Source organism: Streptomyces sp. NPDC001787 (genome assembly GCF_040297465.1).
In the GTDB taxonomy this organism is placed as follows: domain Bacteria; phylum Actinomycetota; class Actinomycetes; order Streptomycetales; family Streptomycetaceae; genus Streptomyces.
On the sequence record NZ_JBEOZE010000027.1, the window covers coordinates 98,061 to 123,023 of the forward strand.

Annotated in this window: 20 protein-coding genes; 13 read left to right on the forward strand and 7 right to left on the reverse strand. The window is 73.1% G+C overall.

Going from position 1 to position 24,963, the window contains the following annotated elements:
* The first annotated feature begins 47 nt into the window (after positions 1-47).
* The 3 genes from ABT170_RS30560 (at position 48) to ABT170_RS30570 (ending at position 3,720) form a co-directional block, all read left to right on the forward strand.
* Entirely contained in the window at positions 48-2,108 is a 2,061-nt protein-coding gene (locus ABT170_RS30560; protein WP_351872750.1) for an acyl-CoA dehydrogenase family protein, read from the forward strand.
* 122 nt (positions 2,109-2,230) lie between these two features.
* Complete coding sequence (locus ABT170_RS30565) at positions 2,231-2,500, forward strand: acyl carrier protein (RefSeq protein WP_329945256.1); 270 nt, start codon at positions 2,231-2,233, stop codon at positions 2,498-2,500.
* Positions 2,497-3,720, forward strand: a complete 1,224-nt coding sequence (locus ABT170_RS30570) for a beta-ketoacyl-[acyl-carrier-protein] synthase family protein (protein WP_351872707.1) — start codon at positions 2,497-2,499, stop codon at positions 3,718-3,720. The genes ABT170_RS30565 and ABT170_RS30570 overlap by 4 nt, the downstream gene beginning before the upstream one ends.
* A 222-nt stretch (positions 3,721-3,942) precedes the next feature.
* On the opposite strand, the gene ABT170_RS30575 is transcribed toward ABT170_RS30570, so the two are convergent.
* Complete coding sequence (locus ABT170_RS30575) at positions 3,943-4,968, reverse strand: PRC and DUF2382 domain-containing protein (RefSeq protein WP_351872710.1); 1,026 nt, start codon at positions 4,966-4,968, stop codon at positions 3,943-3,945.
* A 348-nt stretch (positions 4,969-5,316) separates the two neighbouring features.
* Between ABT170_RS30575 and ABT170_RS30580 the strand changes: the two genes are divergently transcribed.
* Positions 5,317-6,030 carry an adenosylcobinamide amidohydrolase gene (locus tag ABT170_RS30580; RefSeq protein ID WP_329945165.1) on the forward strand — a complete coding sequence of 238 codons (714 nt, stop codon included), beginning with the start codon at positions 5,317-5,319 and terminating at the stop codon, positions 6,028-6,030.
* Between the two features lie 3 nt (positions 6,031-6,033).
* Here ABT170_RS30580 and ABT170_RS30585 read toward each other — a convergent pair whose 3' ends face one another.
* From ABT170_RS30585 to ABT170_RS30605, 5 genes are all read right to left on the reverse strand, one after another.
* Positions 6,034-6,519, reverse strand: a complete 486-nt coding sequence (locus ABT170_RS30585; protein ID WP_351872713.1) for a nuclear transport factor 2 family protein — start codon at positions 6,517-6,519, stop codon at positions 6,034-6,036.
* Between the two features lie 50 nt (positions 6,520-6,569).
* On the reverse strand, positions 6,570-7,898 hold the full coding sequence (locus tag ABT170_RS30590; protein WP_351872716.1) for a sulfite oxidase: 1,329 nt from the start codon (positions 7,896-7,898) through the stop codon (positions 6,570-6,572).
* A complete protein-coding gene (gene metX, locus ABT170_RS30595) occupies positions 7,895-9,082 on the reverse strand; it encodes a homoserine O-acetyltransferase MetX (protein ID WP_351872753.1) in 1,188 nt (395 codons plus the stop codon). Before metX ends, ABT170_RS30590 begins: the two co-directional genes overlap by 4 nt.
* Positions 9,079-10,440, reverse strand: a complete 1,362-nt coding sequence (locus tag ABT170_RS30600) for a bifunctional o-acetylhomoserine/o-acetylserine sulfhydrylase (RefSeq protein WP_329945162.1) — start codon at positions 10,438-10,440, stop codon at positions 9,079-9,081. Before ABT170_RS30600 ends, metX begins: the two co-directional genes overlap by 4 nt.
* A 157-nt stretch (positions 10,441-10,597) precedes the next feature.
* Positions 10,598-11,524 (reverse strand): RNA polymerase sigma factor SigF, encoded by a 927-nt coding sequence (locus ABT170_RS30605; RefSeq protein ID WP_351872719.1) that lies wholly within the window; start codon positions 11,522-11,524, stop codon positions 10,598-10,600.
* Between the two features lie 720 nt (positions 11,525-12,244).
* On the opposite strand from ABT170_RS30605, the gene ABT170_RS30610 reads away from it, so the two are divergent.
* From ABT170_RS30610 to abc-f, 8 genes are all read left to right on the forward strand, one after another.
* Positions 12,245-13,165: an NADP-dependent oxidoreductase gene (locus tag ABT170_RS30610; RefSeq protein WP_351872722.1), complete on the forward strand. Its 921-nt coding sequence runs from the start codon at positions 12,245-12,247 to the stop codon at positions 13,163-13,165.
* Between the two features lie 95 nt (positions 13,166-13,260).
* The gene (locus ABT170_RS30615) at positions 13,261-14,046 is read left to right on the forward strand and encodes a GNAT family N-acetyltransferase (RefSeq protein ID WP_351872725.1); all 786 of its coding nucleotides are present in this window, start codon (positions 13,261-13,263) and stop codon (positions 14,044-14,046) included.
* A gap of 239 nt (positions 14,047-14,285) precedes the next feature.
* Complete coding sequence (locus tag ABT170_RS30620) at positions 14,286-15,503, forward strand: PP2C family protein-serine/threonine phosphatase (protein WP_329945254.1); 1,218 nt, start codon at positions 14,286-14,288, stop codon at positions 15,501-15,503.
* 188 nt (positions 15,504-15,691) lie between these two features.
* A complete protein-coding gene (locus ABT170_RS30625; RefSeq protein WP_351872728.1) occupies positions 15,692-16,360 on the forward strand; it encodes a TetR family transcriptional regulator in 669 nt (222 codons plus the stop codon).
* Complete coding sequence (locus tag ABT170_RS30630; protein ID WP_351872731.1) at positions 16,357-17,127, forward strand: SDR family NAD(P)-dependent oxidoreductase; 771 nt, start codon at positions 16,357-16,359, stop codon at positions 17,125-17,127. The genes ABT170_RS30625 and ABT170_RS30630 overlap by 4 nt, the downstream gene beginning before the upstream one ends.
* Before the next feature lie 68 nt (positions 17,128-17,195).
* Complete coding sequence (locus ABT170_RS30635; RefSeq protein WP_329945156.1) at positions 17,196-18,236, forward strand: NAD(P)-dependent alcohol dehydrogenase; 1,041 nt, start codon at positions 17,196-17,198, stop codon at positions 18,234-18,236.
* A 168-nt stretch (positions 18,237-18,404) separates the two neighbouring features.
* Positions 18,405-18,722, forward strand: coding sequence for a DUF6191 domain-containing protein (locus ABT170_RS30640; protein ID WP_329945155.1), 318 nt, complete (start codon positions 18,405-18,407; stop codon positions 18,720-18,722).
* Between the two features lie 238 nt (positions 18,723-18,960).
* Positions 18,961-20,697 carry a ribosomal protection-like ABC-F family protein gene (gene abc-f / locus ABT170_RS30645; protein ID WP_351872735.1) on the forward strand — a complete coding sequence of 579 codons (1,737 nt, stop codon included), beginning with the start codon at positions 18,961-18,963 and terminating at the stop codon, positions 20,695-20,697.
* Here abc-f and ABT170_RS30650 read toward each other — a convergent pair.
* Entirely contained in the window at positions 20,661-21,164 is a 504-nt protein-coding gene (locus ABT170_RS30650; RefSeq protein ID WP_329945153.1) for an NUDIX hydrolase, read from the reverse strand. The genes abc-f and ABT170_RS30650 overlap by 37 nt on opposite strands.
* Before the next feature lie 249 nt (positions 21,165-21,413).
* Here ABT170_RS30650 and ABT170_RS30655 point away from each other — a divergent pair, with 249 nt between their 5' ends.
* Positions 21,414-24,851 carry a phosphodiester glycosidase family protein gene (locus ABT170_RS30655; RefSeq protein WP_351872758.1) on the forward strand — a complete coding sequence of 1,146 codons (3,438 nt, stop codon included), beginning with the start codon at positions 21,414-21,416 and terminating at the stop codon, positions 24,849-24,851.
* The last annotated feature ends 112 nt before the right edge of the window (positions 24,852-24,963 follow it).

The following is a 24,963-nucleotide window of genomic DNA, read 5'->3' on the forward strand; positions in this document are numbered from 1 at the left end:
GGGTGTCCTCGCCGTTCCTTGATCGTTCTACGTCCGTGACCGTAACCATGAACAGCGTGGCCCCTCCGTCCACCAAAGATCTGCTGACCCGGGTGCTCTTCGGCGACAACTTCCGTCAGGAGCACGGGTTCTGGCGTCGGCTGATCACCACAGAACCGTTCCGCCGTCTCGCGACCGGCACCCCCGAGGAGCGCCTCGCCCTCTCCTACGACCGGCTGAGGATCCTCAACGATTCCCTCGACAACCCCGCCCGGCTGGCCTCCGACCCCCGCGCCCTCGCCGCCCTGCACGAATGGCTCGGCCCGGTCGACGCGACACTGATCACCGTCGCCGGCATCCACTACAACCTCTTCCTCGGCAGCCTCCTCGACCACGACCCGGTCGACCGCGACCTGTCCGACTTCATCCGGCTGCGGCGCACCGGCACCTTCCTGTGCACGGAAGTGGCGCACGGCAACGACGCGCCCGCCGTGGAGACCACCGCGACCTACGACCGCGAACGCGACGGCTTCGTCCTGGACACCCCGCACTGCGGGGCGCAGAAGTTCATGCCCAACACCAGCCCGGCCGGGGGACCCAAGTCCGGGGTGGTGGCCGCCCGGCTGCTGGTCGACGGCACCGATCACGGCGTCTTCCTCTTCCTCGCACCGCTCACCGACGAGTCGCGCGCCCTGCCCGGCGTACGGGTGCGGCGGCTGCCGGCCCGGATGGGCAGCCCGGTCGACCACTGCCTGACCTCCTTCGACCGCTTCTTCGTGGGGCGCGAGGCCCTGCTCGCCGGAGCGCACGGGCACCTCGGCGAGGGCGGGGAGTTCAGCAGCGAACTGGCCAACCGCAGGCGCCGGTTCCTCACCTCCATCGGGCGGGTGGCCCCCGGCAAGATCTCCATGAGCGCCTGCGCGGTCGGCTCCGCCCGCATGATCCTGGCGATCGCCGTCCGCTACGCCGGTCACCGCTTCATCGCGGGGGTCCGCGGCTCCCAGCGGGTTCCCGTGTACGCCCACCGGACCCACCACGGCCCGCTCGCCGGGGCGATGGCGACGGTCTTCGCGATGAGTCTGCTGCACCGCCGGGCGCTCCAGCGCTGGGAGGAGCGCACCGATGCCGACCGGGACGACGCGGAGCGCCTGGTCGCCGTGGCCAAGGGGTGGATCACCTGGCAGGCCCGTAGCGTCATCGTCGAGTGCCGGGAGCGGTGCGGGGCGCAGGGGCTGCTGGAGAACAACGGCATGACCGAAGTGTTCACGGGGGTGGAGGGAGTGATCACCGCCGAGGGCGACAACCTCGCCGTCCACGCCAAGGCCGCCGCCGAGATGCTCTTCGGTGCCGAGCGGCAGAACGGGGCCGCCGCCCCCGCCGAGCCCGGTGAACTGACCGACCCCCGGTTCCTCGGCCGGCTTCTCGCGGCCGTGGAGGACATCTGGTTCACCCGGGCCGGGGAGCAGATGAGCGGGGCTCCCAACGGTGATCTGCTCAGCCGCTGGAACGCGGCGTCCGGCTCCGCCCTGCGCGGTGTGGAGGCGTACGCGTACCGGCAGGCGGCCGAGGCGTACGCCCAAGCCGTGGCCGGGCTGCCGGCGGGGCAGGCGCGGGACCGCCTGGCCGAGCTGGAACGGCTGTTCGCCCTCCAATGGGTGGCCCGCAACAGCGGCGACCTGCTCGCGGCGGGACAGGTGACCGCCGAACAGGTGAATGCGCTGCCGGACGCCATCGAGGAGCTGATCGCGGCGGTCGCCGAACACGCGCCCGCGCTGATCGAATCCTTCGCGCTGCCGGAGGAACTGCTCGCGGACCGGCCGATCGCGGGGCCCGGCTACGCGGACGCCTACGACGATCCCGAGGGCCCGTGGCACGGTGGCGGTGACCGGGCGACCCGAGGCCCGAGCGCGCCGGGGGGCGGGAGGGCGGCGCGGCCGACGAGGCCGGTGCAGCCGGTCCGTTCGGTGCGCAGGCGCCTGCGGGACCACGGCCGGCCGCTGCGCGAAACCGCGGCGTCGTTCGGTGTCGGAGGCCTCCTGCTGGCGTACTGGGGTACGACCTCCTTGCTCTCCCGCTGGTTGGAGAAGCCGCAGGTGAGCGTAGACGAATCGGTTCGCCGGAAGGCGTAACCGGAAGAAACAGATCCAGTTATTTCGTTGGTGGATCGCTGCGTTTACCGCCCACCGCCGAGGTACCTGCCGATGAGAGGAAGACCGTGAAGACCGCGAGTACCGTGAATACCGCGAATACGATGGAGAGGGAACGGGTGATCCACCCGACGATCACCGAGGTGCTGACCGGGACCTTCAAGGTACCCGCTGTCGAGATCCTCCCGGATTCCACGATGGACAGCCTGGAGATGGACTCCCTGGCCATCGCCGAGTTCGCCGTCATCATCAAGGAGACGCTGGGCGTCGAAGCCGACTCGGACAAGCTCTACAAGGACGCGACGCTCACCGACATCTCGGAGTTCATCCGCGAGGGCGTCGACGGTGCGGTGCCGGTGAGCCACGCGCGATGAACAGGCCCGCCATCGCCGTCACCGGCCTGGGGATGATCACCCCGGCGGGCAACGACACCGACACCACCTGGGACGGCGTCTGTGCCGGGGTCTCACCGGCCCACACCGTCCCGGAACTCGAAGGCTGCGCGGTCGACTTCGCCTGCACGGTCTCGGGCATCGATCTGGACGCCGCGGTCGGGGGCCGTACGGCGTTCCGGATGGGCAGATACGTCAAGTTCGCCGTACTCGCCGCGCGGGAAGCGGTGGCCGACGCCGGACTCGACCCCGCCGGTTGGGACGGGAGCCGGGTCGCCGTGGTCGTGGGCACCAGCAGCGGAGGCTCCGCCGGTCTGACCGAGCAGGCCGTCGCACTGGAACGGCGCGGCCCCGCGGCGACCTCGCCCTCGGGCATCCTGCTCACGATCCCGAACATGCCCGCGGCGGAGATCGCCATCCAGATGAAGGTGACCGGCCCCAGCCTCGCGCCGTGCACGGCATGCTCGTCCGGGGTCACCGCCCTCTCCGTGGCCCGGGACCTGCTGGCCACCGGCCAGTGCGACATCGCGATCGCGGGAGCCACCGAGTCGATCGTGTTCCCGGTCGCCATGACCGGCCTCGCCCGTTCGGGAGCCGCGGCGCTCCGGGACGGCGATCCGTCCCGGCTCTGCCGGCCCTTCGGCGCCGACCGGGCCGGACTCGTGATGGGCGAGGGGGCCGCCATCATGGTGCTGGAACGGGCCGAGGAAGCCCGTACCAGGGGCGCGGCCCTCCGGGCGCTGGTCGCGGGCACCGGTGCCACGACCGACGCCCACCATCCCACCAGCCCGCACCCCTCCGGCACCATCGCCCGCGCGGCCGTCGACGCGGCGCTGCGGGATGCCGGATGGCAGGCCGAAGACGTCGACCACGTCAACGCACACGGCACGTCCACACCGCTGAACGACGCCACCGAGGCCGCCCTCATCAGCCGGGCCTATCCGCACCGGCCGCCCGTCACCGCACCCAAGGGCGTACTGGGGCACTGCATGGGGGCGGCCGGTGCCATCGAGGCCGGGCTGACCATCCTCACGCTTCAGCACGGGCTCGTACCGCCGATCGCCAACCTCGACGCTCCCGCGCCCGGGTTCGACATCGACTGCGTCACCAAGGTCCCGCGGTGGCTGCCCGTACGGCGGGCCGTCAGCCACTCCTTCGGCTTCGGCGGCCACAACGCCGTGATCGCTCTGCGGCGGCCCTGAGGGACGGTACGAACCGGTGCCGTGCGGCCGGTGCGGCCGGGACGACCTCCCGGCCGCACCGGCCGGCCCACCGCGCCGGACAGTCCTGGCACCCTGTCCGGCGGAGAGCGCCGGCGGACGGCTGCCGGGCACCCGCGGGCGTCGCAGCCGGACGGGCCGTGAGCACGGGACCGTCCGGCAGTCGAGGACGTGGGAGCGGCCTCCGGCCGCGGTGTGCGGGAATCAGCGGCGGCGTCCCTGGCCGAACTCGCCGCCCATGTCCTTGCCGGTGCCCATGTCCTTGCCGTCCGCGTAGTCGATCTTCTCCTTGCGGATCTCGGCGGAGACCTCCTTCTGCTCGGTGACCTTGTTGGTCTCCAGGCGCACGCGCTCCACCGGGACGGCTTCCTTGCGGACGGTGGCCCGTTCGGCGTGCAGGGTCACCTCGACGTCCTGCTCACCGATGTTCGTCGTCCCGGCGCTCTTCTCACCCGGCTGGAGCGGCTCGCGGACCACCCGTACCTCTTCGTGGTAGACCGGCACGGTGCGGGTGACGTTCTCGGTCACGACGTACTTGCGCAGACGTGCCTTCCCGCTCTCGTACTCCTCCGTGCCGACGTGCAGCTGCTCCTCGGAACGGATCATCTCCTCCTTGCCGCCGTGACCGGCGGCGGACCGTTCGGCCCCCGCACCGGCGAGCGGCCGTGACGTCGCGGAGGTGTCCATGTCGCGGTTCTTGTCCATTGCGGTACCCGCTCCCGCCATCCCCGTGCCGGCCGCCCCGGCAGCCGCCGTTCCGGTGGTGGCCCTGCCGGTCGCCCGGTCCGTGCCGGCCGCGGCTCCCGCCGCTCCGGCCGTTCCCGCTCCGGCCGCGCCCATCGCGCCGGTTCCGGCGGCGGTCGGCGCGCCGGGGCCCGTACGGGCCTTGTCGCCGAGGTTGCCCGCCTTCCTGGTCAGCCCGTAGTGCCGGTACAGTTCCTCCTCCTCCGAGACGGACAGGTGCGCGTCCGCGTCCACCCTCGGGGCGTCCTTGACGCTGTCCTTCGGATGGGAGATGTGCAGGTCCGAGCCCACGCGCCGGGCTCCGGCGAGCGGGACGAAGCTCTCCTTCATGCCGAACAGGCCGGTCTTGACCGTGATCCAGTCGGGCCTGCCGGTGTCGTCGTCGACGTACACCCGGCCCACGCTGCCGACCTTCTCCCCTTCGCTGTCATAGACGGTCAGACCGTCCAACTCCCCGGAATCCGTGAAACCGTCAGCGGCTCCCATGACCGATTCCTCCTCGCCCGGACACGCCCTGTGGGTGGATCCACCAGGTGAGGCGCCTCCGGCTTCCATCGCGCCTCACCCGGATGGACGCTGCAACCTCCCGGCTCACGGGGCCGGGAGGCCGCGGCCCCGGTCCTGGGTCCAGGGCCCGTACGACACCGATACGGTTCCACGGCCGCGATTAGGCCGATCGGGTGAGCGGCGGACTGCCGCGGTCGTGGGTACCCCCGCGTGGCACGGTCCGCGCGGCTTCTATGATCGACGGACGGCTGTCGGCCGTCGTCCTGCCGTACCACCCGGGGGTGCCCCATCCGTTCCGCCAGTGCCCATCCGCCCGGACAGCGCGCGGTGCTGTTGTCCCGGCGGGAGGACGGACAGGACCTGCACCATCTGGTGTGGCGGCTGGGGCCCGGCGTACGGGTGTGCAGCAGCGCCGTACTCGGCGGCGGGATCGGCCCCCGCGAGTGGATCCTCAACGCACAGGTGCCCGGCGGCTATCCGCGGCTGGACCCCGACCGGCACCTGGCCGGGATCGCCGCGGCGGAAGGGCTCACCGGGCCGGGCGCCGGGCTGATGACGGCTGCCGATGTCACCGCCCGCGCGGAAGCCGCCGACGAGGGTGTCACGGCGACCGCCACCTGCGGCCTCGGTGTCCGGGGCTGGGCCGCCGCACCGGCCGGAGCCGCCGTCGGGGCACCGCGCCCCGGCACCGTCAACATCGTGGTCACCGTTCCCGTCGCCCTGTCCGACGCCGCCCTGGTCAACGCGATCGCCACCGCCACCGAAGCCAAGGTCCAGGCGCTCCTGGACGCGGGCCTCGACTGCTCGGGCACACCCACGGACGCCGTGTGCGTCGCGGCGCCGGAGCCGGGTCCCGACGGCGGTGAGTCCTTCGCGGGGCCGCGCTCGCCGTGGGGGTCCCGCATCGCCAGGGCGGTGCACGCCGCCGTCCTGGCGGGAGCACGTACCGAAGGCGGCCCGCGCCCGGACCACACCCCGGCCGCGGGGGAGGGCCCGGTCCGGGACGACGGTCCGGACCCGGTCCGGGTGAGCTCCGCCTGAGTGTCAGGCGCCGGGCGGGGGCAGCTCCGCGATCCGCTCCGTCGCGCCGCCGAACGCCAGCACCAGAGTGCGCGAGGCGAGCAGCCAGACCCCGTCGGTCCTGCGGAACGTGTCCTCGTAGTGGCCGACGTTGGCCGGCAGGCGGGGGGAGGGCAGGGTGTCCGTCGCACCGTCGACCCGGTAGGTCGCGAAATACGTCGTCGACGAGGCCGTGGTGGGTGAGTCGACCGTCACCAGAGTGTTCGTGCACATCCGACGGGAGAGGCGGTCCGAGGGACGGGAGCCGAAGTAGGACCGCAGCGCCTCCCGCCCCTGGACGCGGCGCTCGCCCGCGGGCCAGTCCCACCGGCCGTCCGGGGTGAACAGCTCGGCGACGGTGGACGGATCGCCGAGGTCGAGCCTGCGGACGAACTCGATGACGAGCCGTTCGCAGGCCCGTTCGGCCAGCAGCTGTTCCAACGGGTCGAGTGGGAGCGCTCCGGGAGTCATGACGGGTTTCTACCAGCCGCCCGCCGCTGCCCGCACATGTGTTTCCCCGGTCACACCACCGTCACCGGATGCCGGACCACCGCGTCGAACAGATAGCCCTGGGTGTTGTGGACCGCGGTCTCGGGCTGCGTACGTCCGGAGCGGTCCGTCGCGCGGGCGAGGAGCACCCCGGCCCCCCGGTCCCGGGGCACCCAGTCGGCCGACCACCGGACCCAGCTGCCGGCCCGGGGCTCGTCCCGCAGCCGGGCGCGACGCCAGCGGGTGCCGCCGTCGGTGCTGATCTCGACCGAACGCACGGGCGCCCCGCCCGACCAGGAGCGGCCCGTCAGCAGTACCGGGCGATGTGCCGGGAACGAGGCGCCCGGCTCCAGTTCGAAGGCGCTCTTCAGGCTCTGGCGGGTCAGCGGAGCGCTGCCCTCCGGCGGATAGCCGGGGCCGAACAGCCGGTACAGCCCCGTGTTCCACGGAGTGAGCAGCGGCTCCTCGCTCACCTCGATGTCGCCGACCCACTTGATGTTCGCGATCCCCACCCACGACGGGACGATCAGACGGACCGGATACCCGTGATCGGGCGGCAGCGGCTCACCGTTCATCTCGTAGGCGAGCAGTACGTCGTCCAGGGCCTTGTCCACCGGCAGCGGCCTGCGCACCCGGCCCAGGTTGACACCGTCGCTGATGACCTCGTCGTCCAGGCCGCGCGGCAGGACGTCGACCGCGTGCCGGCCCAGCCCCGCCCGGCGCAGCACATCGGCGAGCCGCACCCCGCGCCAGCGCGCCGTGCCGATCGCGCCCAGCGTCCACGCCGTACCACCGACCTGCTGGTTCTGCTGCGAGGCGTAGAAGCTCCGGGCGTTGCCCGCGCACTCCACGAACGCCGTGCGGGTGACGGCGGGCAGCGCGCGCAGATCGGCGTACGAGAAGTCCACCGGGTCACCCGTCAGCCCGCTGCCCCAGACGGTCAGCCGCCAGCCGGACACATCGATCCGGGGCGTGGCGGTGTGGTTGCGGACGAAGAAGCGGTCGGCCGGGGTGAGCAGGCCGGTCGAGCGCAGCGCCGCGAAGTTCGTCTCGGCGTTGGTGCCGCGCACCGTGAACAGCTCGGGCGGCAGCGGCTTCACCACCCCCGGCAACGAGGCCGCTCCCGGCCCCGGCTCCGGCACGGACGCCCGCGCGGGGGACGCGGCCGAGGCCAGCGGACCCGCCACCGAGGCCGCCGCGACCAGTTTCAGCAGATCCTTGCGGTCGATGCCGGCGGAGCGCGCATCGTCCCGTGCCCACTGACGAAGCCGTATCCGGTCGTACTGTTCCTCGGCGTCCGGTGCGGTGCCGGTACCGGGATCCGGGCCGGTGCCCGAGCCGGACAGGGGTGCGGGACTCATGGGCGCTCCTGAGGAAGGTGGGAGGGGCGGGGTGGAGGAAGCAACTCCCTCACTATCATGCCCACTTGACCGGTCTCGATGAGGAATCCGTCATGTCCGTACGGTGATTCCACGGTCCTGGGCCGGTCCGCTCCGGGCAGCAGCGCCGCCAGTTCCGCCTGCTGCCCCAACGGGTAGAGCCGGTCCGAATCGACACCCGCGACCAGGGCGGGCATCCCCGCACGGCGCAGTGCGGCGGCGACACCGCCCCGGCCCCGGCCGACGTCATGACCGTTCATCGCCTCCGTCAGCACCACATAGCTGCCCGCGTCGAACCGGCGCACCAGCTTGGCCGCGTGGTGATCGAGATACGACTCCACCCGGTAGCGGCCACCCCGGCCCGGCCGCTCACCCGGCTGCGGCTCCCTGCCGAACCGGGAGTCCAGCTCGGGTTCGCTGCGGTAGGTGACATGGGCGATCCGCCGCGCCTGGCCGAGGCCCCGGTGCGGACCCCGTCCCGGGGCCGCGTCGTGGTAGTTCCCGTCCCGCCATCCCGGGTCCGCGCGGATCGCGGAGACCTGTACCGACCCCCACGCGATCTGCTCGGCGGACGCGGCGGCCGGGGCCGCCAGCACGAGCAGGGAGCCGGTGCGCTCCGGACGGCTCACCGCCCATTCGAGGGCACGCATGCCTCCCATCGACCCGCCGACGACGGCCGCCCATCGCTCGATGCCGAGCGCGTCGGCGAGCGCCGCCTCGGCCGCCACTTGGTCACGGACCGTCAGATACGGGAACCCGCCGCCCCATCGGGCACCGTCCGGCCCCCGGGAGGAGGGGCCGGTGCTGCCCTGGCAGCCTCCCAGCACGTTCGGCGCGACGACGAACCAGTGATCGGTGTCGAGCGCCCTGCCCGGTCCCACCAGCGCGTCCCACCAGCCGGCGGTCGGATGCCCCGGGCCCGCGGGCCCGGCCACATGGCTGTCACCGGTCAGCGCGTGCAGGACCAGCACCGCGTTGCTCCCGTCGGGTGCCCGCCGTCCCCATGTCTCGTACGCCAGGCGCACGCCCGGCAGGGCGAATCCCGACTCCAGCGGCAGCGGCCGGTCCAGGACCACCCAGGAGCGGCGGCCGGGCGGATCCCCCTCCTGCCGTCCTCCGGCCGCCGGCGGGAGGGGAAGCGCGCGGGAGGCGGCCGTGGGGTTCAGGACGCCGCCTTCGCGGCCCGGAACCCCGCCTCCAGATCGGCCCTGAGATCGTCCACGTTCTCCAGCCCGACCGACAGCCGCACCAGACCCGCGGTGGCACCGGTGGCCGCGAGCTGCTCCTCGGTCAGCTGGCTGTGGGTGGTCGACGCGGGGTGGATGATCAGGCTCCGTACATCACCGATGTTGGCGAGGTGGCTGAACAGCTCGACCGCGTCCACGAACCGCCGGCCGGCCTCGGCCCCGTCCCGCAGCTCGAACGACAGCACCGCTCCGGCACCGCGCGGCAGATAGCGCTGCCCCGCCCCGTACCAGCGGTTCGACTCCAGTCCGGCGTAGTGCACGACCGCCACTTCGTCGCGCTGTTCCAGCCACCGGGCGAGCGCCAGCGCGTTGGAGGTGTGCCGCTCCAGCCGGAGGCTGAGCGTCTCCACACCCTGGATCAGCAGGAACGCCGAGTGCGGCGAGAGCGCGGGCCCCAGGTCGCGCAGCAGCTGGACGCGGAGCTTCACGGCGAAGGCACTCGGTCCCAGGTCCGGCCAGTAACGCAGCCCGTGGTAGCTCGGATCCGGGGTGTGGAAGTCGGGGAAACGCTCGGAGTGCGTACCGAAGTCGAAGGTGCCGCCGTCCACGACCACCCCGCCGAGGGTGGTGCCGTGCCCGCCGAGGAACTTGGTCGCGGAGTGGACCACGATGTCCGCGCCGTGCTCGATCGGCCGCAGCAGATAGGGCGTGGGCACGGTGTTGTCGACGATCAGCGGCAGCCCGGAGGCGTGTGCCACGTCCGCGACGGCGCGGATGTCCAGCACATCACCGCGCGGGTTGCCGAGCGTCTCCGCGAACAGCGCCTTGGTGTTGGGCCGGATCGCGGCCCGCCACTGCGCGATGTCGTCGGGGTCCTCGACGAACGACACCTCGATACCGAACCGGGGCAGCGTGTGCCGGAACAGGTTGTACGTGCCGCCGTAGAGCGAGGTGGAGGAGACGACATGGTCCCCGGCACCGGCCAGCGTCAGGATCGCCAGGGTCTCCGCCGCCTGCCCGGAAGCGAGCGCGACGGCCGCGACGCCGCCCTCCAGCGCGGCGATCCGCTGCTCCAGGACGTCCTGGGTGGGGTTGTGGATCCGGGTGTAGATATTGCCGGGCTCGGCGAGCGAGAACAGGTCGGCCGCGTGCTGGGTGTCGCGGAAGACGAACGACGACGTCTGGTAGATCGGCACCGCACGGGCACCCGTGGCGGGGTCGGGGGAGGCGCCGGAGTGGATCTGCTTGGTCTCGAACGACCAGGCGGGCCCGGCGTCCTGCCGCTCCTGGTCCTGGGGGGTGTGCCCTGCGGTGACGGAGTCGAGGGGCTGGCTCATGTGTTTCCTCGCACGCTGGTTCAGTGGCTGATCGTCAAGAAGCACGCGCTGGCGACGGGCTGATTACGGACCGTAGAGGCGTTCGCGCGGTCCGAGAAGCCTGTCGGCCGCTTGGCCATGAACCTGCAACGCGGAAGCAACACAAGGGCGCCGGCGGCTACTCCTGGGTGAGCATCCCGCTGCGCAGTTTGTGCAGCATGCGGCTGAGCAGCCGTGACACATGCATCTGGGAGATGCCGAGCTCCGCGCCGATCTGCGCCTGTGTCAGTTCCTGACCGAAACGCATGTCGATGATGCGCCGCTCACGGTCGTCGAGCTCCCCGAGCAGCGGGGCGAGCGTGTGCAGATTCTCCACGTTCTCCAGGGCGGGGTCCGGTTCACCCAGCACATCGGCGAAGGTGCGCCCGCCCGCGTTGTGGCGTCCCGACTGCGAGGTGTCGGTCGGCATGTCCAGCGAACCCGCGGTGTAGCCGTTGGAGGCGACGATCCCCTCGGTGACCTCCGTCTCCTCGATCCCCAGGTGCTCGGCCAGTTCGGGCACGGTGGGGTCCCGGTCGAGATCGCCCGCGAGGGATTCCTTCGACTTGGCGAGGTCGACCCGCAGCTCCTGAAGGCGCCGGGGCACATGGACGGCCCAGCTGGTGTCCCGGAAGAATCTCTTGATCTCTCCGACGATGTACGGCACGGCGAACGAGGTGAACTCGACTTCGCGGGACAGGTCGAACCGGTCGATCGCCTTGATCAGACCGATGGTGCCGACCTGGACGATGTCCTCCATGTCGCCGCTGCCCCGGTTGCGGAACCGTCCCGCGGCGAACCGGACCAGGGACAGGTTCATCTCGATGAGCGTGTTGCGCGCGTACTGGTGCTCCGGCGTTCCTTCCTCCAGGACCTGGAGGCGGTCGAAGAAGAGCTTCGACAGCTTGCGCGCGTCCCTCGGGGCGATCTTCCCGGCGTCCTCGATCCACGGGAGCCGGTCCGTGTCGCCCGCCCGTCGCGCTGCGTCCGGCAGTTCCGCGGCGCCGGTGACCCCGGTGGTCCCGGTACCGGTGATCCCGGTGGTCCGCGCGGTGTGCGCCGTCATCTCGTCACGCTCCCCTGGTCGTAGGCCATGAGGTGTGAGCGCCTGCCCCGGGGCATCACTCCCATGCGTGGTGCGAGCGTCCATCCGGTCGAACAGAGGGAATTGGCCGAAAGGCGAGGGGTTCGGCGCTCCGAGGCGCCGTCATGAAGAGGTGAGGGGCCGGCGGGAGAGGCGGCGCGGCGCGGCGGCCGGCGGGAAGCGGCGTCGGCGGACGCGCGGAACCGCCCCACCGGTACGGGGGAGCCCGGTGGGGCGGTCGGCACCAGAGTGCCACAGCCGGGCGGCTGTTGGGGACCGACCGGCGCGTATTGACCGGTGGTTGAGTCGATTTCGACGGTTGCCCGGCTCCGTGTACGCGTGTCAACGGCCCAGGTGCACGCGGGTCGGGGGTCGGGCGCACGGGTGTCGGGGGCCGGGCGCACGCGTGTCGGCGGTTCGGGCGCAACGCGTGTCGGCGGTTCGGGTCCGCTCCCCGTCGTCCGGTGCCGTCACCGGACGCGATGTGCCGGGCGCGCCGTTCCGCGAGGCCGGCGAGGGTGCGGAAGCCGCCTCCGCCGCACCGGCCGCCGGCGGCGTGAACGACCGGACGGATCCGTTGATTGCGTGTGCGTGAACAGTTCGCCGGCCCGGGAATACCGGGCGATCTCCCTGGCTTCTGGCTGCTGTCGGCGGCCCGCGGGCCGCCGGAAGTCCGCCGAGATGGACCGGAACGAGGAGCCCATGGCCAAGGTGTACATATTCCACCGCTACGGCGGTCCCGAGACGGAAGCCTTCGTCGACCTGCCGGTGCCCGTACCGGGGCCCGGTGAGCTGCTCGTCGCCGTCCGGGCGGCCGGGGTCAACCCCGTCGACTGGAAACGACGGTCCGGCCGGCTCAGGCCGGGGAGCGGGCCGGCGCCCCTGCCGGGGGTGTTCGGCAGCGAGGTGTCGGGAACGGTCGAGGCGGTCGGACCGGACGTCGAGGGCTTCGCACGCGGTCAGGCCGTCCTCGGCTCCCCGCTGACCGGCGGCTACGCGGAGTACGCGCTGCTGGCGGCCTCCGCCACCGCCCACAAGCCGGACGGGCTGTCGTTCACGGACGCGGCGGTCCTGCCGGTGGCGGCGGCCACCGCGTACGACGGACTGCGCCAGCTCGACCCGGCTCCCGGCTCCACGCTCCTGATCACCGGGGCGGGCGGCGGCGTCGGCGTGGCGGCGGTGCAGCTCGCCCGGCACTCCGGGATCCGGGTCATCGGTACGGCGAGCGAGGCGAAGAAGGCCCTCGTCGAGTCCCTGGGCGCCGTCCATGTGACGTACGGACCCGGAGCGGCGGACCGGATACGGGCCGTGGCCGCCGGGGGCGTCGACGCGGCCTTCGACCTGGCGGGCGGCGAGGCGCTGACCGTCGCCGCGGACCTCGTGACGGACCGGAAGCGGCTGATCAGCGCCGGGTCGCCCGAGGAGGTCGCGGCGCTCGGCGGCGCCGCGGTGCACCGGAGCCGTAGCGCGGCCGTCCTCGACGAACTGGCGCGCCTCGTCGTCGGCGGTGCCCTGCGCACGCATGTGACCGGCACGTTCCCGCTGGCCGAAGCGGCGCGGGCGCTGCGTACCGTGGAGAGCGGTCACGCACGCGGAAAGACCGTGATCGAGGTGGCCCGATGAGCCCGCCGGCTCCCGCCCCGGCTCACTCTCCCGCCCCCGCCCCCGCCCACGTTCCCGCCGCCACTGAACCCGAGACCGGAAAGGCGTCCCCGCCCGTGCATTCCCCCGGCAGCGACCTGCCCCACCAGCCCCGTCCGCTCCATCGGCCCCACCCTCTGGACAATCCGGCCCGCTCCTCGCTGACCGGCCCGCACGCCCACTTCGCCGAGCGCCGCGGCCGGGTCCTGCGCTATCCCGTCGACGTCACCCCGTGGCTCGCCCTTCCGGATGCCCCGGACGACCAGGACTGGGCCGATGTCGCGGCACTCGCCGGTCCCGGCGCGTCGGTCACCCTGACCGCGTTCCGTGAGCCGCCCCCCTCGGACTGGGAGATCGTCTTCCACGCCGAGGGCGTCCAGCTCGTCGACGAGTCCGTGGCCGCGGCACCCGACGCGGAGGCCGTCGCCCTGGGACCCGCGGACGTCCCCGAGATGCTGGACCTGGTGGCGCGCACCCGGCCCGGTCCCTTTCTGCCGCGCACCGTGGAGCTCGGTACCTACCTGGGCATCCGCCGCGACGGCGTCCTCGTCGCGATGGCCGGGGAGCGGCTGCACCCGCCGGGCTGGACCGAGATCAGCGGGGTCTGCACCGACGAGTCGGTGCGCGGTCAGGGACTGGCGGGCCGGCTCGTCCGGGCCGTCGCCCACGGCATCAGGGAGCGGGGCGAGACCCCGTTCCTGCACGCGGCCGCCTCCAACACCAGCGCCATCCGGCTCTACGAGGCACTCGGCTTCCGGCTCCGCCGCCGTACGCAGTTCCTGTCGGCCCTCGTCCCCCCGAAGGCTCCCGGTCTCCGCGCGGACGCGGGCCGGGAGCCGGTGCCGGTGCCGGGCCGGCCGTAGGCCCCGCGCACGCGCCGAGGACCTTCGGCCCGGGACCCAGGGCCGAAGGACCCGGGCCGAAGGTCACGAGCGGGACCTTCGGCCCGGTCTCGGGGCCGTAAGCCTCGTGTGCCGACGCTCCGGTCCCGGTCCACTGGATGAAGAACCGTCCCGAGGGCTGTCCTGTCGGTGAGTACAGGGACAGCCCTCGACGACGGCCGACCCAGGACCGAGGACCGAGCAGGAGGCACACCGTGACCATGGGGCTTCAGCGAGCGGCGGCGACGCGCACGCCAGGGCTGCCGGGAGCGGACGCCGGCGAGGCGGCGGCGGGCGCGCCCCGTGTCGGGAACTGGCCACTGGCCGGAGGCCTGGCACTGCTGACCCTGGCGATCGTGCTCCTGCACGTCTTCTCGGGCGACGACTTCGAGGTCGCCCCGCTGCTCGTGGTCGTCCCCGCGCTGGCCTCCGTGTTCTGCACGGTCCGGCAGACGGTGGGGGTGGCCGTCTGGATCATGATCGTGGTCGTCGGCTCCCGGCTGGCCTCGGACGGGTCCTTCTGGGACCTGGTGCTCGGCATCGGTTTCACGGTGCTCGCCTGTGCCCTGGGTGTCGGTTCCTGCGCGGCGCGCATCCGGCACGCCACCCAGATCGCCCGGCTGCGCTCCGCGGCCGTCGCGCTCCAGCGCCAGATACTGCGCCCGCTGCCGGTGCTGACCGACCAGATCTTCGCGTACGGGCTCTACGAGCCGATCGAGGAGGACCGGTTCGTCGGCGGTGACATCTACGAGGTCGTCGAGTCGCCGTACGGCACCCGGGTGATCATCGGCGATGTCCAGGGCAAGGGGCTTCCCGCCATCGGCGCGGGCTTCGCCGCGCTCGGCGCCTTCCGTGAGGCGGCCATCCGTGAACCCACGCTCACCGGAGTGGTGGCCGCGCTGGAGGACGCGGTGGTGCGGCACAACGAGTTCTCCTCCCAGACCGGTGAGACCGAACGGTTCGTGACCGCGCTGGTGCTCGGCTTCGACGGCGGGGACCGGGTGCAGGCGGTCAACTGCGGTCATCTGCCGCCGCGCCTCCTGCTCAACGGCGAGGCTTCGATGATTCCGCTGCGCCGCACCTACGTCCCTCTCGGCATGGCCGAACTCAGCGAGGAGGAGCGTACGGCGGAGTGGTTCGGCTTTCCGCCCGGCGCCACGCTGCTCGTCGTGACCGATGGTGTCACCGAGGCCCGTGACGCCTCCGGCGCCTTCTACCCGCTGGACGACCGGCTCGGCGCGTGGGCGCGGCGGGGACCGCGCGAGGTCCTGGACGCGCTCCACGCCGACCTGGAGGAGTTCTCCGGCGGTGTCCGGCGCGACGACATCGCCGCGCTCGCCCTGCGCAGGGCCCCGTCCGGCAGTGGGCCCGGCCCGCGCCGCCCCGAGGACGCCCGCGAGGACGCCCGCCGGGCCACCGAGCCCCTGCACGACCGGTAACCACGACCGGTAGCAAGGCCGACCGCCGACCCGCGCGGCCCGCGCGCCCCCGCCCCGGTGGCCGGTACACCCCGACCGGTGGCCGTACGCCCCCGCCCGGTGGCCGCGGCGCACCTCCGTGATCCCTCGCACAATGTCCTCCTGGGACGAATGTCGCACGGGGACATTTTCAGGTGTACGGTGCAACTATGAATCCGGAACGGAAGACCCCGGAGAGGCGCAGCCGCAAGGCCCGCCGGACCCGGGACACGCTGGCGCAGGCCGCGTTCGAGCTCGTGCTCGACCGGGGACTGCGGAACGTGACGGTCGAGGAGATCGCGGAAGCCGCGGACGTCGACCGGCGCACGTTCAGCCGGTACTTCACGAGCAAGGAGGACGCCGTCCTCGACTCCGTACGGGGCGACGGCGACCGGATCAACGACGCCCTGCGGGCCCGCCCCGCCACCGAGTCACCCCTCACCGCCTACCGGCGCGCCGTGCTCGACTGGCTCGGCGACCCGGTGGCGGAACCCTGGCACCGCCGCTCCCGGATCTTCGAGCTGATGGTCCTCGCCGAGCAGGAGCCGACCCTCTACGCGGCCTTCCACCACATCCGGGTGGACGCCCAGGAGGACTCGGTCACCATCCTCGCGGACCGGCTCGGCGTCGACCCCCGGCTGGACATCCGCCCCGCCGTCACGGTCGCCGCGGGGGCGGGCGCGTTGCTCGCGGCCCAGGCGGCCTGGGTGCGGGGAGGCCGCCCGGACGCCCTGCCCGAGCTGGTCGTCCAGGCATTCGACGCCCTCACCGCGGACCTGCTCACCCAGCAGCGGGCCGACGCGGCGCCGCACAGCACAGAAGGAAAGGCAGCATCATGAGCACCAGCACCCCCAACGACGCGGAGTTCGCCGGCCGCACGGCCCTCATCACCGGCGGCGCGTCCGGCATCGGTCTCGCCCTGGCCGGGCGGCTCGCCGCGAGCGGAGCGGCGGTCGTCGTCGCCGACTACGACGAGGAAGCCGCCCGCACGGCCGCCGCCGGACTGGAGAGCACCGGAGCGAAGGCCGCAGCCGTCGCGATGGACGTGACCGACCCGGCCTCCGTCGAGGCGGCCGTGCGCTTCACCGTCGACACGTTCGGCGCATTGCACCTCGCCGTCAACAACGCGGGTATCGGCGGCCCCAGCAACCCCACCGGTGAGTACGCCGTCGAGGACTGGAACCGCGTCGTGGCCACCAACCTCAGCGGTGTCTTCTACTCCATGCGCTACGAACTGCCCGCCATCGTCGCCGCGGGCGGCGGCGCCGTGGTCAACATGTCCTCGATCCTCGGCACCAACGGCTTCGCCGGTTCGCCCGCGTACGTCGCGGCCAAGCACGGCGTCGTCGGCCTCACCAAGACCGCCGCCCTCGAATACGCCGCGCGGAACGTACGGATCAACGCCGTCGGCCCCGGCTTCATCGACACCCCCCTGCTGCGCAACACCGAGGGCCCGGCCCGCGACCACCTGATCTCGCTGCACCCGGCCGGCCGCCTCGGCACGGCGGAGGAAGTGGCCGAACTCGCCGCCTTCCTCCTCTCCGACAGGGCCTCCTTCATCCACGGCAGCTACCACCTGGTGGACGGCGGCTACTCCGCCTCGTAAACCGCCCCGAGTGGCGGACCGGAGGCACGGGGGCGAGAAAGAGAACAAGGAAACACCGAGGAGATCCCATGAAAGCCGTTCAGTACCGCGCAGTCGGTTCCGCTCCCGAGGTCGTGACCGTCCCGGATCCCGAGCCCGGCCCCGGGCAGGTGCTGCTGAAGGTCACCGCGGCGGGTGTCTGCCACTCCGACATCGCGGTGATGAGCTGGCCCGCCGACCAGCTCCCCTTCCCGCTTCCCCTCACCCTCGGCCACGAGGGCGTCGGCACGATCGCCGCACTCGGTGACGGCGTCACCGGCTTCGCGACCGGCGATTCCGTCGCCGTCTACGGTCCCTGGGGCTGCGGTACATGTGTGAACTGCGCGGAGGGCAAGGAGAACTACTGCCTGCGCGCCAAGGAGCTCGGCATCGCGCCGCCCGGACTCGGTGCCCCCGGCGCCATGGCCGAGTACATGATCGTCGACGACCCGCGCCACCTGGTGCCGATCGGCGACCTCGACCCGGTCAAGACGGTGCCGCTCACGGACGCGGGACTGACCCCGTACCACGCGATCAAGCGCTCCCTGTCCAAGCTGGTGCCCGGTGCCACCGCCGTGGTCATCGGCACCGGCGGCCTCGGCCACGTCGCGATCCAGCTGCTGCGCGCCATGACCGCGGTGCGCGTGATCGCGCTCGACGTCACCGAGGACAAGCTCGCCCTGGCCCGCACGGTCGGCGCCCACGAGGCCGTACTCTCCGACGGGAACGCCGCGGCCAAGGTGCTCGAACTCACCGGCGGCCTCGGTGCTCAGGTCGTCCTCGACTTCGTCGGCGCCCCGCCCACCGTGAAGACGGCCGGAGCGGTCGCACGCGTCGACGGTGACGTCACGATCGTGGGTATCGGCGGTGGCGCGCTTCCCGTCGGCTTCGGCACGCTGCCCTACGGCACGACGGTGACCTCGCCGTACTGGGGCTCGCGCAAGGAGTTCGTCGAGGTGCTCGACCTCGCCCACGCGGGGGCGGTCGACGTCCATGTGGAGACCTACTCCATCGACGAGGCGCCCCTCGCCTACGAGCGTCTGCACTCCGGCAGGATCAACGGGCGGGCCGTCATCCTCCCCAACGGCTGAGCCGGCCCCCGACGACGGGCCCGGGACCGGCCCCTCCGCCCACCGGACACGCGGGCCGCCGCGGCACAGCGACGGCCCGCGTTCCCCTGTCCGGTCCCGGCCCCTTCCCGTCCGGTCGGCGTGCCGATTCCGGTGCGCCCGGCCCCGCGCATGGGCGAGACTGGCCCCATGGAGTTCCTCGCACTGATGACCCTTCCCGGACTGGTGATCGGGCTGACCGTGCTCGCCTTCGTCGACCAGGTGCTCCTGCGCGCCGGGCGGGCCGGGGTGCTGCCCTGGCGCAACAGCGCCCGGCAGGGCCAGATCTCGGCGACCGGCTTCGAACAGCTGCACGCGACGTTCTCGCCCGGCAAGCAGAGCGAACTCAAGGAGCGCCGGAGCGCCCTGCTGATCCGGGACGACGAGGAGGACGGCGCCCCGCCGAACAGGACCACCATCGACCTGAACGGCGGCCGGGCGGTCATCCGTCTCCCGAAGGCGGGCTGACCCGTTTATTGCCGGGCAGGCCCGCCCGGCTCTCGCTAGACTCGGATCCATGGGTTCGTACTCGTACTACTTCTTCCGCTGATTCCCGGCCAGGACGCCGCCGCCCGACGCTGAGCGTCGCAGGGTGACCCGCAGGGTCGCCGACGCGTGCCGCAGTCCTCTTCCGCCGTCCGGCATCCATGCCCCGCCGTGCGCTCTCGCGCGCCCTCGCGGGCTTGTCCACAGGGAAGAAGCACCCATGAACCCCCAGCGCGACCGCGCCCAGCTGACATTGAAGGACGTCTCCAAGACCTACGGCGACCGCTCGGTACTCGACCAGGTGACGCTCACGGTCCGCCCCGGCGAGAAGGCCGGTGTCATCGGCGAGAACGGCTCCGGCAAATCCACCCTGCTGCGTCTGATGGCGGGGGCGGAGACACCGGACGACGGCGAGATCACCGTCCGGTTCCCCGGCGGCGTCGGATACCTCGCCCAGACACTCGTACGCGCCCCCGGCGACACCGTCCAGGACACCGTCGACGCGGCTCTCGCCGAACTGCGCCACCTGGAGCGCCGCATCCGTGCGGCGGAGGAGGCGCTGTCCACCGCACCGGAACCCACGGACGAGGAACTCGCCGCGTACGGGGACCTCCTGACCGCGTACGAGGAACGCGGCGGCTACCTGGCGGACGCCCGCACCGACGCCGCCCTGCACGGTCTCGGGCTGGCACACCTCACCCGCGACCGCCCGGTCTCCACACTCTCCGGCGGGGAGCAGTCCCGGCTGGCGCTGGCCTGCGTGCTGGCCGCGGCCCCCGAACTGCTGCTGCTCGACGAGCCGACCAACCATCTGGACGTCCGGGCCGTCCACTGGCTGGAGGAGCACCTGCGCGCCCACCGCGGGACCGTCGTGGCCATCACGCACGACCGGGCGTTCCTGGAGCGGGCCACCTCCGTGATCCTGGAGGTCGACCGCGATCTGCGCGGCGTCACCCGGTACGGCGACGGCTGGGACGGCTATCGCACCGCGAAGGCCGCGGCCCGCCGCCGCTGGGCCCAGGAGCACCAGGACTATCTGACGGAACTGGCCCGCATCGAGGAACTGGTGAACGCCGCCGGGCAGCGGCTCATGGCCACCGGAAAGGACCCGAAGGAGGGGTACGGCAAGCACCGCCGCTCGCACGAGGCCAAACTGTCCGGTCAGGTCAGAGCGGCCCGAACCCGCCTCGAAGCACTGCGCCGCTCACCCGTGCCGGCCCCGCCCGTGCCGCTGGCCTTCACCGCCGGTCCGGCCCTCGCCACCGACGCCGGCGGGCACGGGCCGCGGCCCCTGCTCACCCTGGAGTCCGTCGGTGTCGGCGACCGGCTCCAACTGCCCGCCCTGCGGGTGGAACCCGGTCAACGGCTCCTGGTCACCGGGCCCAACGGCGCGGGGAAGTCCACCCTCCTGCGGGTTCTCGCGGGGGATCTCGCCCCGGACAAGGGAACGGTCGGGCGGCGGGCCAGGGTCGGCTACCTCCCGCAGGAACTCCCCGCGCGGCCGACCCGGCGTTCGCTGCTGGAGACCTTCGCCGCGGGCCGGCCCGGCTTCCCGGACGAGTACGCGCCGGAACTGCTCGGCCTCGGCCTGTTCCGGCCCGAGGACCTGGCCGTTCCCGTCGCCGCGCTCTCCATCGGCCAGCAGCGCAGGCTGGCGCTGGCCCGGCTGGTCACCCGCCCGGCCGATCTGCTGGTCCTGGACGAGCCGACGAACCACATCGCGCTGAGTCTGGTGGAGGAGTTGGAGGAAGCGCTCGCGCGGTACCGCGGGGCCGTCGTCGTGGTCTCGCACGACCGGGGCTTCCGCGCCCGCTTCAGCGGCGACGTGCTGGAACTGCGGGCCGGCCGCCCGGTCCGCGGCCCGCGGGAGGACGACGGGGCCCGGGACGCACGCGAGACGGCGGACCCGCGGGAAACCGGCTATCCGCCCGTGGAGTCACGCGTCTCGCGGACATGACCGCGCAGGCGGTCGAGGAAGACCCGCTGGCCCGTGACCAGCCGCTCGGCGGCCTGCTCCGGCGTGCACCAGGCGAACCGGTCCATCTCCGGGAACTCCTGCTGCACTCCGGAGCCCCTCGGCCACTCCATGGTGAAGGTCCCCGGTACGGCCGTCGCCGGATCCAGCTCCCCCTCCAGCGCCCATACGGTCACCGTCTTGCCGCTCGGCTGCCGCGCGGAGCCGAGCGGTACCCACTCGCCCTCCGGAACCGGTAGCCCCAGTTCCTCCTCGAACTCCCGCCGGGCGGCGGCGGCGGGCTGCTCCTCGGGGCCGTACTCGCCCTTGGGGACCGACCATGCGGCCGCCTCGCGGCGTTCCCAGAACGGGCCGCCCATATGGCCGATCAGTACCTCGAAATCCGGCCCGTCCCCGGTGTCCGTCACCCGGTAGAGGAGAAGGCCCGCGCTGCGCCTGAGCGTCGACATGCCGTCAAGTGTGCGGCCCTCGACGGCGGGCCGCCACGCCGGCGCGGCGCACCTGGGTGATCATGACGGTCATCCGCCCGCCGCGTGGTGTTCCCTCCGATGTCCCCGTCGTCCTCTGGTGCCTCCCCGTCCGCGCGGCCATGCTGTCCGCCGTCAGTGCTTTCCGCCCGTGCAACCAGCTTCTTCCCAGGAGGACTTGTGGGCCTTGGCATAGTCGGTACCGCTGTGCGGCCGTTCGTGCTGCTCGCGATGGTGACCGCGATGACGGCCGGGGCCGTCGCCCCGGCGGCCGCCGATTCGACCCCCGACCCCCGTCCCCGTGATGCCGCCGAAGTCCTCAGACCCGTCGCCCCGCCCGCCGCGAGCGGCGCGGCCGGCGCGGTCCGCTCCGTGGTGGACGGCGACGGCATCGAGACCGCCCGTACGTCCCGGCCGATCGCTCCCGGTGTCCGCCTCAGCTCGTACGACCGGCTGGAGTCCGACAAGTGGCTGCGGGTGGACGCCCTCTCCGTGGACCTCGGCGGTGACCGGGCGCGCGCCGACTACCTCTCCTCGGGCAAGGTCACCGACCGGCGCCCGGTCTCCGAGCTCGCCGCCCGGCACGATCCGGGACGGGGCCGCCGAACCGTCGCCGCGGTCAACGCGGACTTCTTCGACATCAACCAGACCGGTGCTCCGCTCGGTCCCGGCATCAAGGACGGCCGGGCCGTCCACTCCCCGGCGCCGGGCGTCCACCGGGCGGTCGGCATCGGCCCGCAGAGCGCGGGCCGGGTCCTGGAGCTGTATTTCGAGGGCACGCTGACCCTCCCGTCCGGCGAGCACCCGCTGGCCGCGTTCAACGCCGCGAACGTGCCGGCCCAGGGCGTGGGCGCGTACACCTCGGCCTGGGGCAGCGCGGACCGCGGGCTGACCGTCGACGCCGCCGTCCCGGTCGCGGAAGCCGTCGTACGGGAGGGGAAGGTCGTCTCCGTGTCGGACACCCCCGGCACGGGCCCCGTCCCGGACGGCACCACCGTGCTGGTCGGCCGGGAGGCGGGCGCGGCGCTCGTGGCCGCGCTGCGTCCCGGCGACCCGGTCGCTCTCGTCCACCGGGCGCGCACGGACGGCGGGCCCGTACCGCGTACGGCGGTCGGCGGCCGGGAACTCCTCGTCGTCGACGGCATCGCCCAGAACCACGACGGCGAGGGCAACAACACCGCGGCGCCCCGTACCGCCGTCGGCTTCTCCAAGGACGGCCGCACCATGCAGGTCGTCACGGTCGACGGCCGGCAGGCCGACAGCGGTGGCGTCACCCTCACCGAGCTCGGCCTGATGATGCGCCGCGCCGGTTCGTACAGCGCCCTCAATCTGGACGGCGGCGGCTCATCGACGCTCGTCGCCCGCGAGCCCGGCAGCGACACGCTCCAGGTGGAGAACAGCCCGTCCGACGGCAGCGAGCGCACCGTCCCCAACGGCCTCGCCCTCACCGCCCCCGACGGCAGCGGGAGACTGAAGGGCTTCTGGGTGGAGACCCGGACCCCCGCCGGGGCCGCACCGGGCACCGATCCGGTCAAGGGCGGACACCCGGACCGGGTCTTCCCCGGCCTGACCCGTTCCCTCACCGCCGCCGGGTACGACGAGACGTACGGCCCCGCCGAGGGAGCCCCGCGCTGGGGTACGAGCCCGGCGGCCGGCCGGGTCGACAGCCACGGTCTGTTCACCGCCCGCCGCAGCGGCAGCACCGAGGTGACGGCCCGGCGCGGAGCGGCGCACGGCAGCATCCGGCTGACCGTCCTGGACGAACTCGCCCGCATCGAGCCGACGACACGGCGCGTCGGCCTCGCGGACGCGAAGGCCACGGGCACGTTCGGCTTCGTCGGGCTGGACGCCCACGGCAGCAGCGCCCCCGTCGAGCCGCGCGACATCGAACTCGACTACGACCACGCACTGTTCGACATCCGTGACAACGGCCAGGGATCCTTCGACGTCCGCTCCCGCACCGGCGGCGGAGCCGGCCGGATCACCGCGACCGTCGCGGGCGCCACCACCGTCCTCGCGGTCGGCGTCGGCCTCACCGAACAGGCCGTCGCCGCCTTCGACGACGCCGCGGCCTGGAAGTTCAGCCAGGCGCGCGCCGACGGTTCGCTCGCCGCCACACCGCAGGGCCACACCGGCACCGGGCTGAAGCTCACCTACGACTTCACCCGGTCCACCGCGACCCGCGCCGCCTACGCCACCCCGCCCGCGCCGATCGCCGTACCCGGACAGCCCCAGTCGTTCCGGCTGTGGGTCAAGGGCGACGGCAAGGGCGCCTGGCCGACCCTCCACCTCAAGGACGCGGCGGGCTCCGACCAGTTGCTGCGCGGCCCGTACATCACCTGGACCGGGTGGCGGCAGATCACCTTCGCCGTCCCGCAGGGCGCCGCGACGCCGCTGAGCGTGCACCGGTTCTATCTGGCCGAGACGGCGGCCACCCAGCAGTACACCGGCGGGATCGTCATCGACGACCTGACGGCGCAGGTCCCGCCCACCGTCGACCTGCCCGCACAGCCGGTGCCGTCCGACCCGCTGATCGACCCGGCCGCGACGGCCGAGCGCCGGGACTGGCAGTTCGCGGTGATGTCGGACGCCCAGTTCGTCGCCCGTGACCCGGACAGTGCGATCGTCACCCAGGCCCGCCGCACCCTGCGCGAGATCAGGGCCGCGCGGCCCGACTTCCTCGTCGTCAACGGAGACCTGGTGGACGAGGGCTCGCCCGCCGACCTCGCCTTCGCACGGAAGATCCTGACCGAGGAACTCGCCGACGCCGTGCCCTGGTACTACGTACCGGGCAATCACGAGGTGATGGGCGGCCGCATCGACAACTTCGTGACCGAATTCGGGCCCGCCCAGCGGACGTTCGACCACAAGGGCACCCGGGTCATCACCCTCGACACCTCCGGCCTCAGCCTGCGCGGCGGAGGCTTCGCCCAGATCAGGCAGCTCCGGGAGCGGCTCGACGAGGCCGCCCGGGACCGCCGGATCGGTTCGGTCATGGTGATCGAGCACGTACCGCCGCGCGACCCCACCCCGCAGCAGGGCAGCAGGCTCGGCGACCGCAAGGAAGCCGCCCTGGTCGAGCAGTGGCTCGCCGGCTTCCGCCGTACGACGGGCAAGGGCGCGGCCTTCATCGGCGGCCATGTGGGGGTCTTCCACGCCTCGCGCGTCGACGGAGTCCCGTACCTGATCAACGGGAACTCCGGCAAGGCCCCGGCGGGTCCCGCCGGGGAGGGCGGATTCACCGGCTGGTCCCTCGTCGGCGCCGACCGGGTCCGGGCCGGTGAGCAGGCGGCGGCCCGCAACAGTCCGTGGCGGGGCGGTCCCGACTGGGTCTCCGTCCAGACCCGGGCGCACGTCGACTCCCTCGTCCTCGACGCACCGACGGTGATCCGCCCGGGGGAGCGCACGAAGGTGGGCGCGAGCGTCGTCCAGGGGACGCGCTCCGTACCCGTGGCCTTCCCGCTCAGCGCGGACTGGACGGGTTCACCGAACGTGTACGTCGGTGACCTCGACGACGCCCGGCGCCGCCACGCGGCCGTACTCGACCCGGTCACCGGCATCCTCACGGCGCTGCGGCCCGGCACCGTCACCCTCGCGGTGACGGTCAACGGCACGACGCGGCGGGCCCGTGTCGAGATCGCGGCGGCGGCAGCGGTTCCGGCCGCCTGACACCCGGCCGGCCCCCGTCCCGCGTCCACCCCCGGCGGGCGGCGGGGGGGGGGGGGGGTCCCCGGCCGGGCAGGGCCCGGCCCCCCGGCCGGCGGGGGGCGGCCCGGGGGCG

Bases quoted from the DNA above. Each gene is read 5' to 3' on its own strand.
- ABT170_RS30560 (WP_351872750.1), top strand. From the start codon at position 48: ATGAACAGCGTGGCCCCTCCGTCCACCAAAGATCTGCTGACCCGGGTG.
- ABT170_RS30565 (WP_329945256.1), top strand. From the start codon at position 2,231: ATGGAGAGGGAACGGGTGATCCACCCGACGATCACCGAGGTGCTGACC.
- ABT170_RS30570 (WP_351872707.1), top strand. From the start codon at position 2,497: ATGAACAGGCCCGCCATCGCCGTCACCGGCCTGGGGATGATCACCCCG.
- ABT170_RS30575 (WP_351872710.1), bottom strand. From the start codon at position 4,968: ATGGGAGCCGCTGACGGTTTCACGGATTCCGGGGAGTTGGACGGTCTG.
- ABT170_RS30585 (WP_351872713.1), bottom strand. From the start codon at position 6,519: ATGACTCCCGGAGCGCTCCCACTCGACCCGTTGGAACAGCTGCTGGCC.
- ABT170_RS30590 (WP_351872716.1), bottom strand. From the start codon at position 7,898: ATGAGTCCCGCACCCCTGTCCGGCTCGGGCACCGGCCCGGATCCCGGT.
- ABT170_RS30600 (WP_329945162.1), bottom strand. From the start codon at position 10,440: ATGAGCCAGCCCCTCGACTCCGTCACCGCAGGGCACACCCCCCAGGAC.
- ABT170_RS30605 (WP_351872719.1), bottom strand. From the start codon at position 11,524: ATGACGGCGCACACCGCGCGGACCACCGGGATCACCGGTACCGGGACC.
- ABT170_RS30610 (WP_351872722.1), top strand. From the start codon at position 12,245: ATGGCCAAGGTGTACATATTCCACCGCTACGGCGGTCCCGAGACGGAA.
- ABT170_RS30620 (WP_329945254.1), top strand. From the start codon at position 14,286: ATGGGGCTTCAGCGAGCGGCGGCGACGCGCACGCCAGGGCTGCCGGGA.
- ABT170_RS30625 (WP_351872728.1), top strand. From the start codon at position 15,692: ATGAATCCGGAACGGAAGACCCCGGAGAGGCGCAGCCGCAAGGCCCGC.
- ABT170_RS30630 (WP_351872731.1), top strand. From the start codon at position 16,357: ATGAGCACCAGCACCCCCAACGACGCGGAGTTCGCCGGCCGCACGGCC.
- ABT170_RS30635 (WP_329945156.1), top strand. From the start codon at position 17,196: ATGAAAGCCGTTCAGTACCGCGCAGTCGGTTCCGCTCCCGAGGTCGTG.
- ABT170_RS30640 (WP_329945155.1), top strand. From the start codon at position 18,405: ATGGAGTTCCTCGCACTGATGACCCTTCCCGGACTGGTGATCGGGCTG.
- abc-f (WP_351872735.1), top strand. From the start codon at position 18,961: ATGAACCCCCAGCGCGACCGCGCCCAGCTGACATTGAAGGACGTCTCC.
- ABT170_RS30650 (WP_329945153.1), bottom strand. From the start codon at position 21,164: ATGTCGACGCTCAGGCGCAGCGCGGGCCTTCTCCTCTACCGGGTGACG.
- ABT170_RS30655 (WP_351872758.1), top strand. From the start codon at position 21,414: ATGGTGACCGCGATGACGGCCGGGGCCGTCGCCCCGGCGGCCGCCGAT.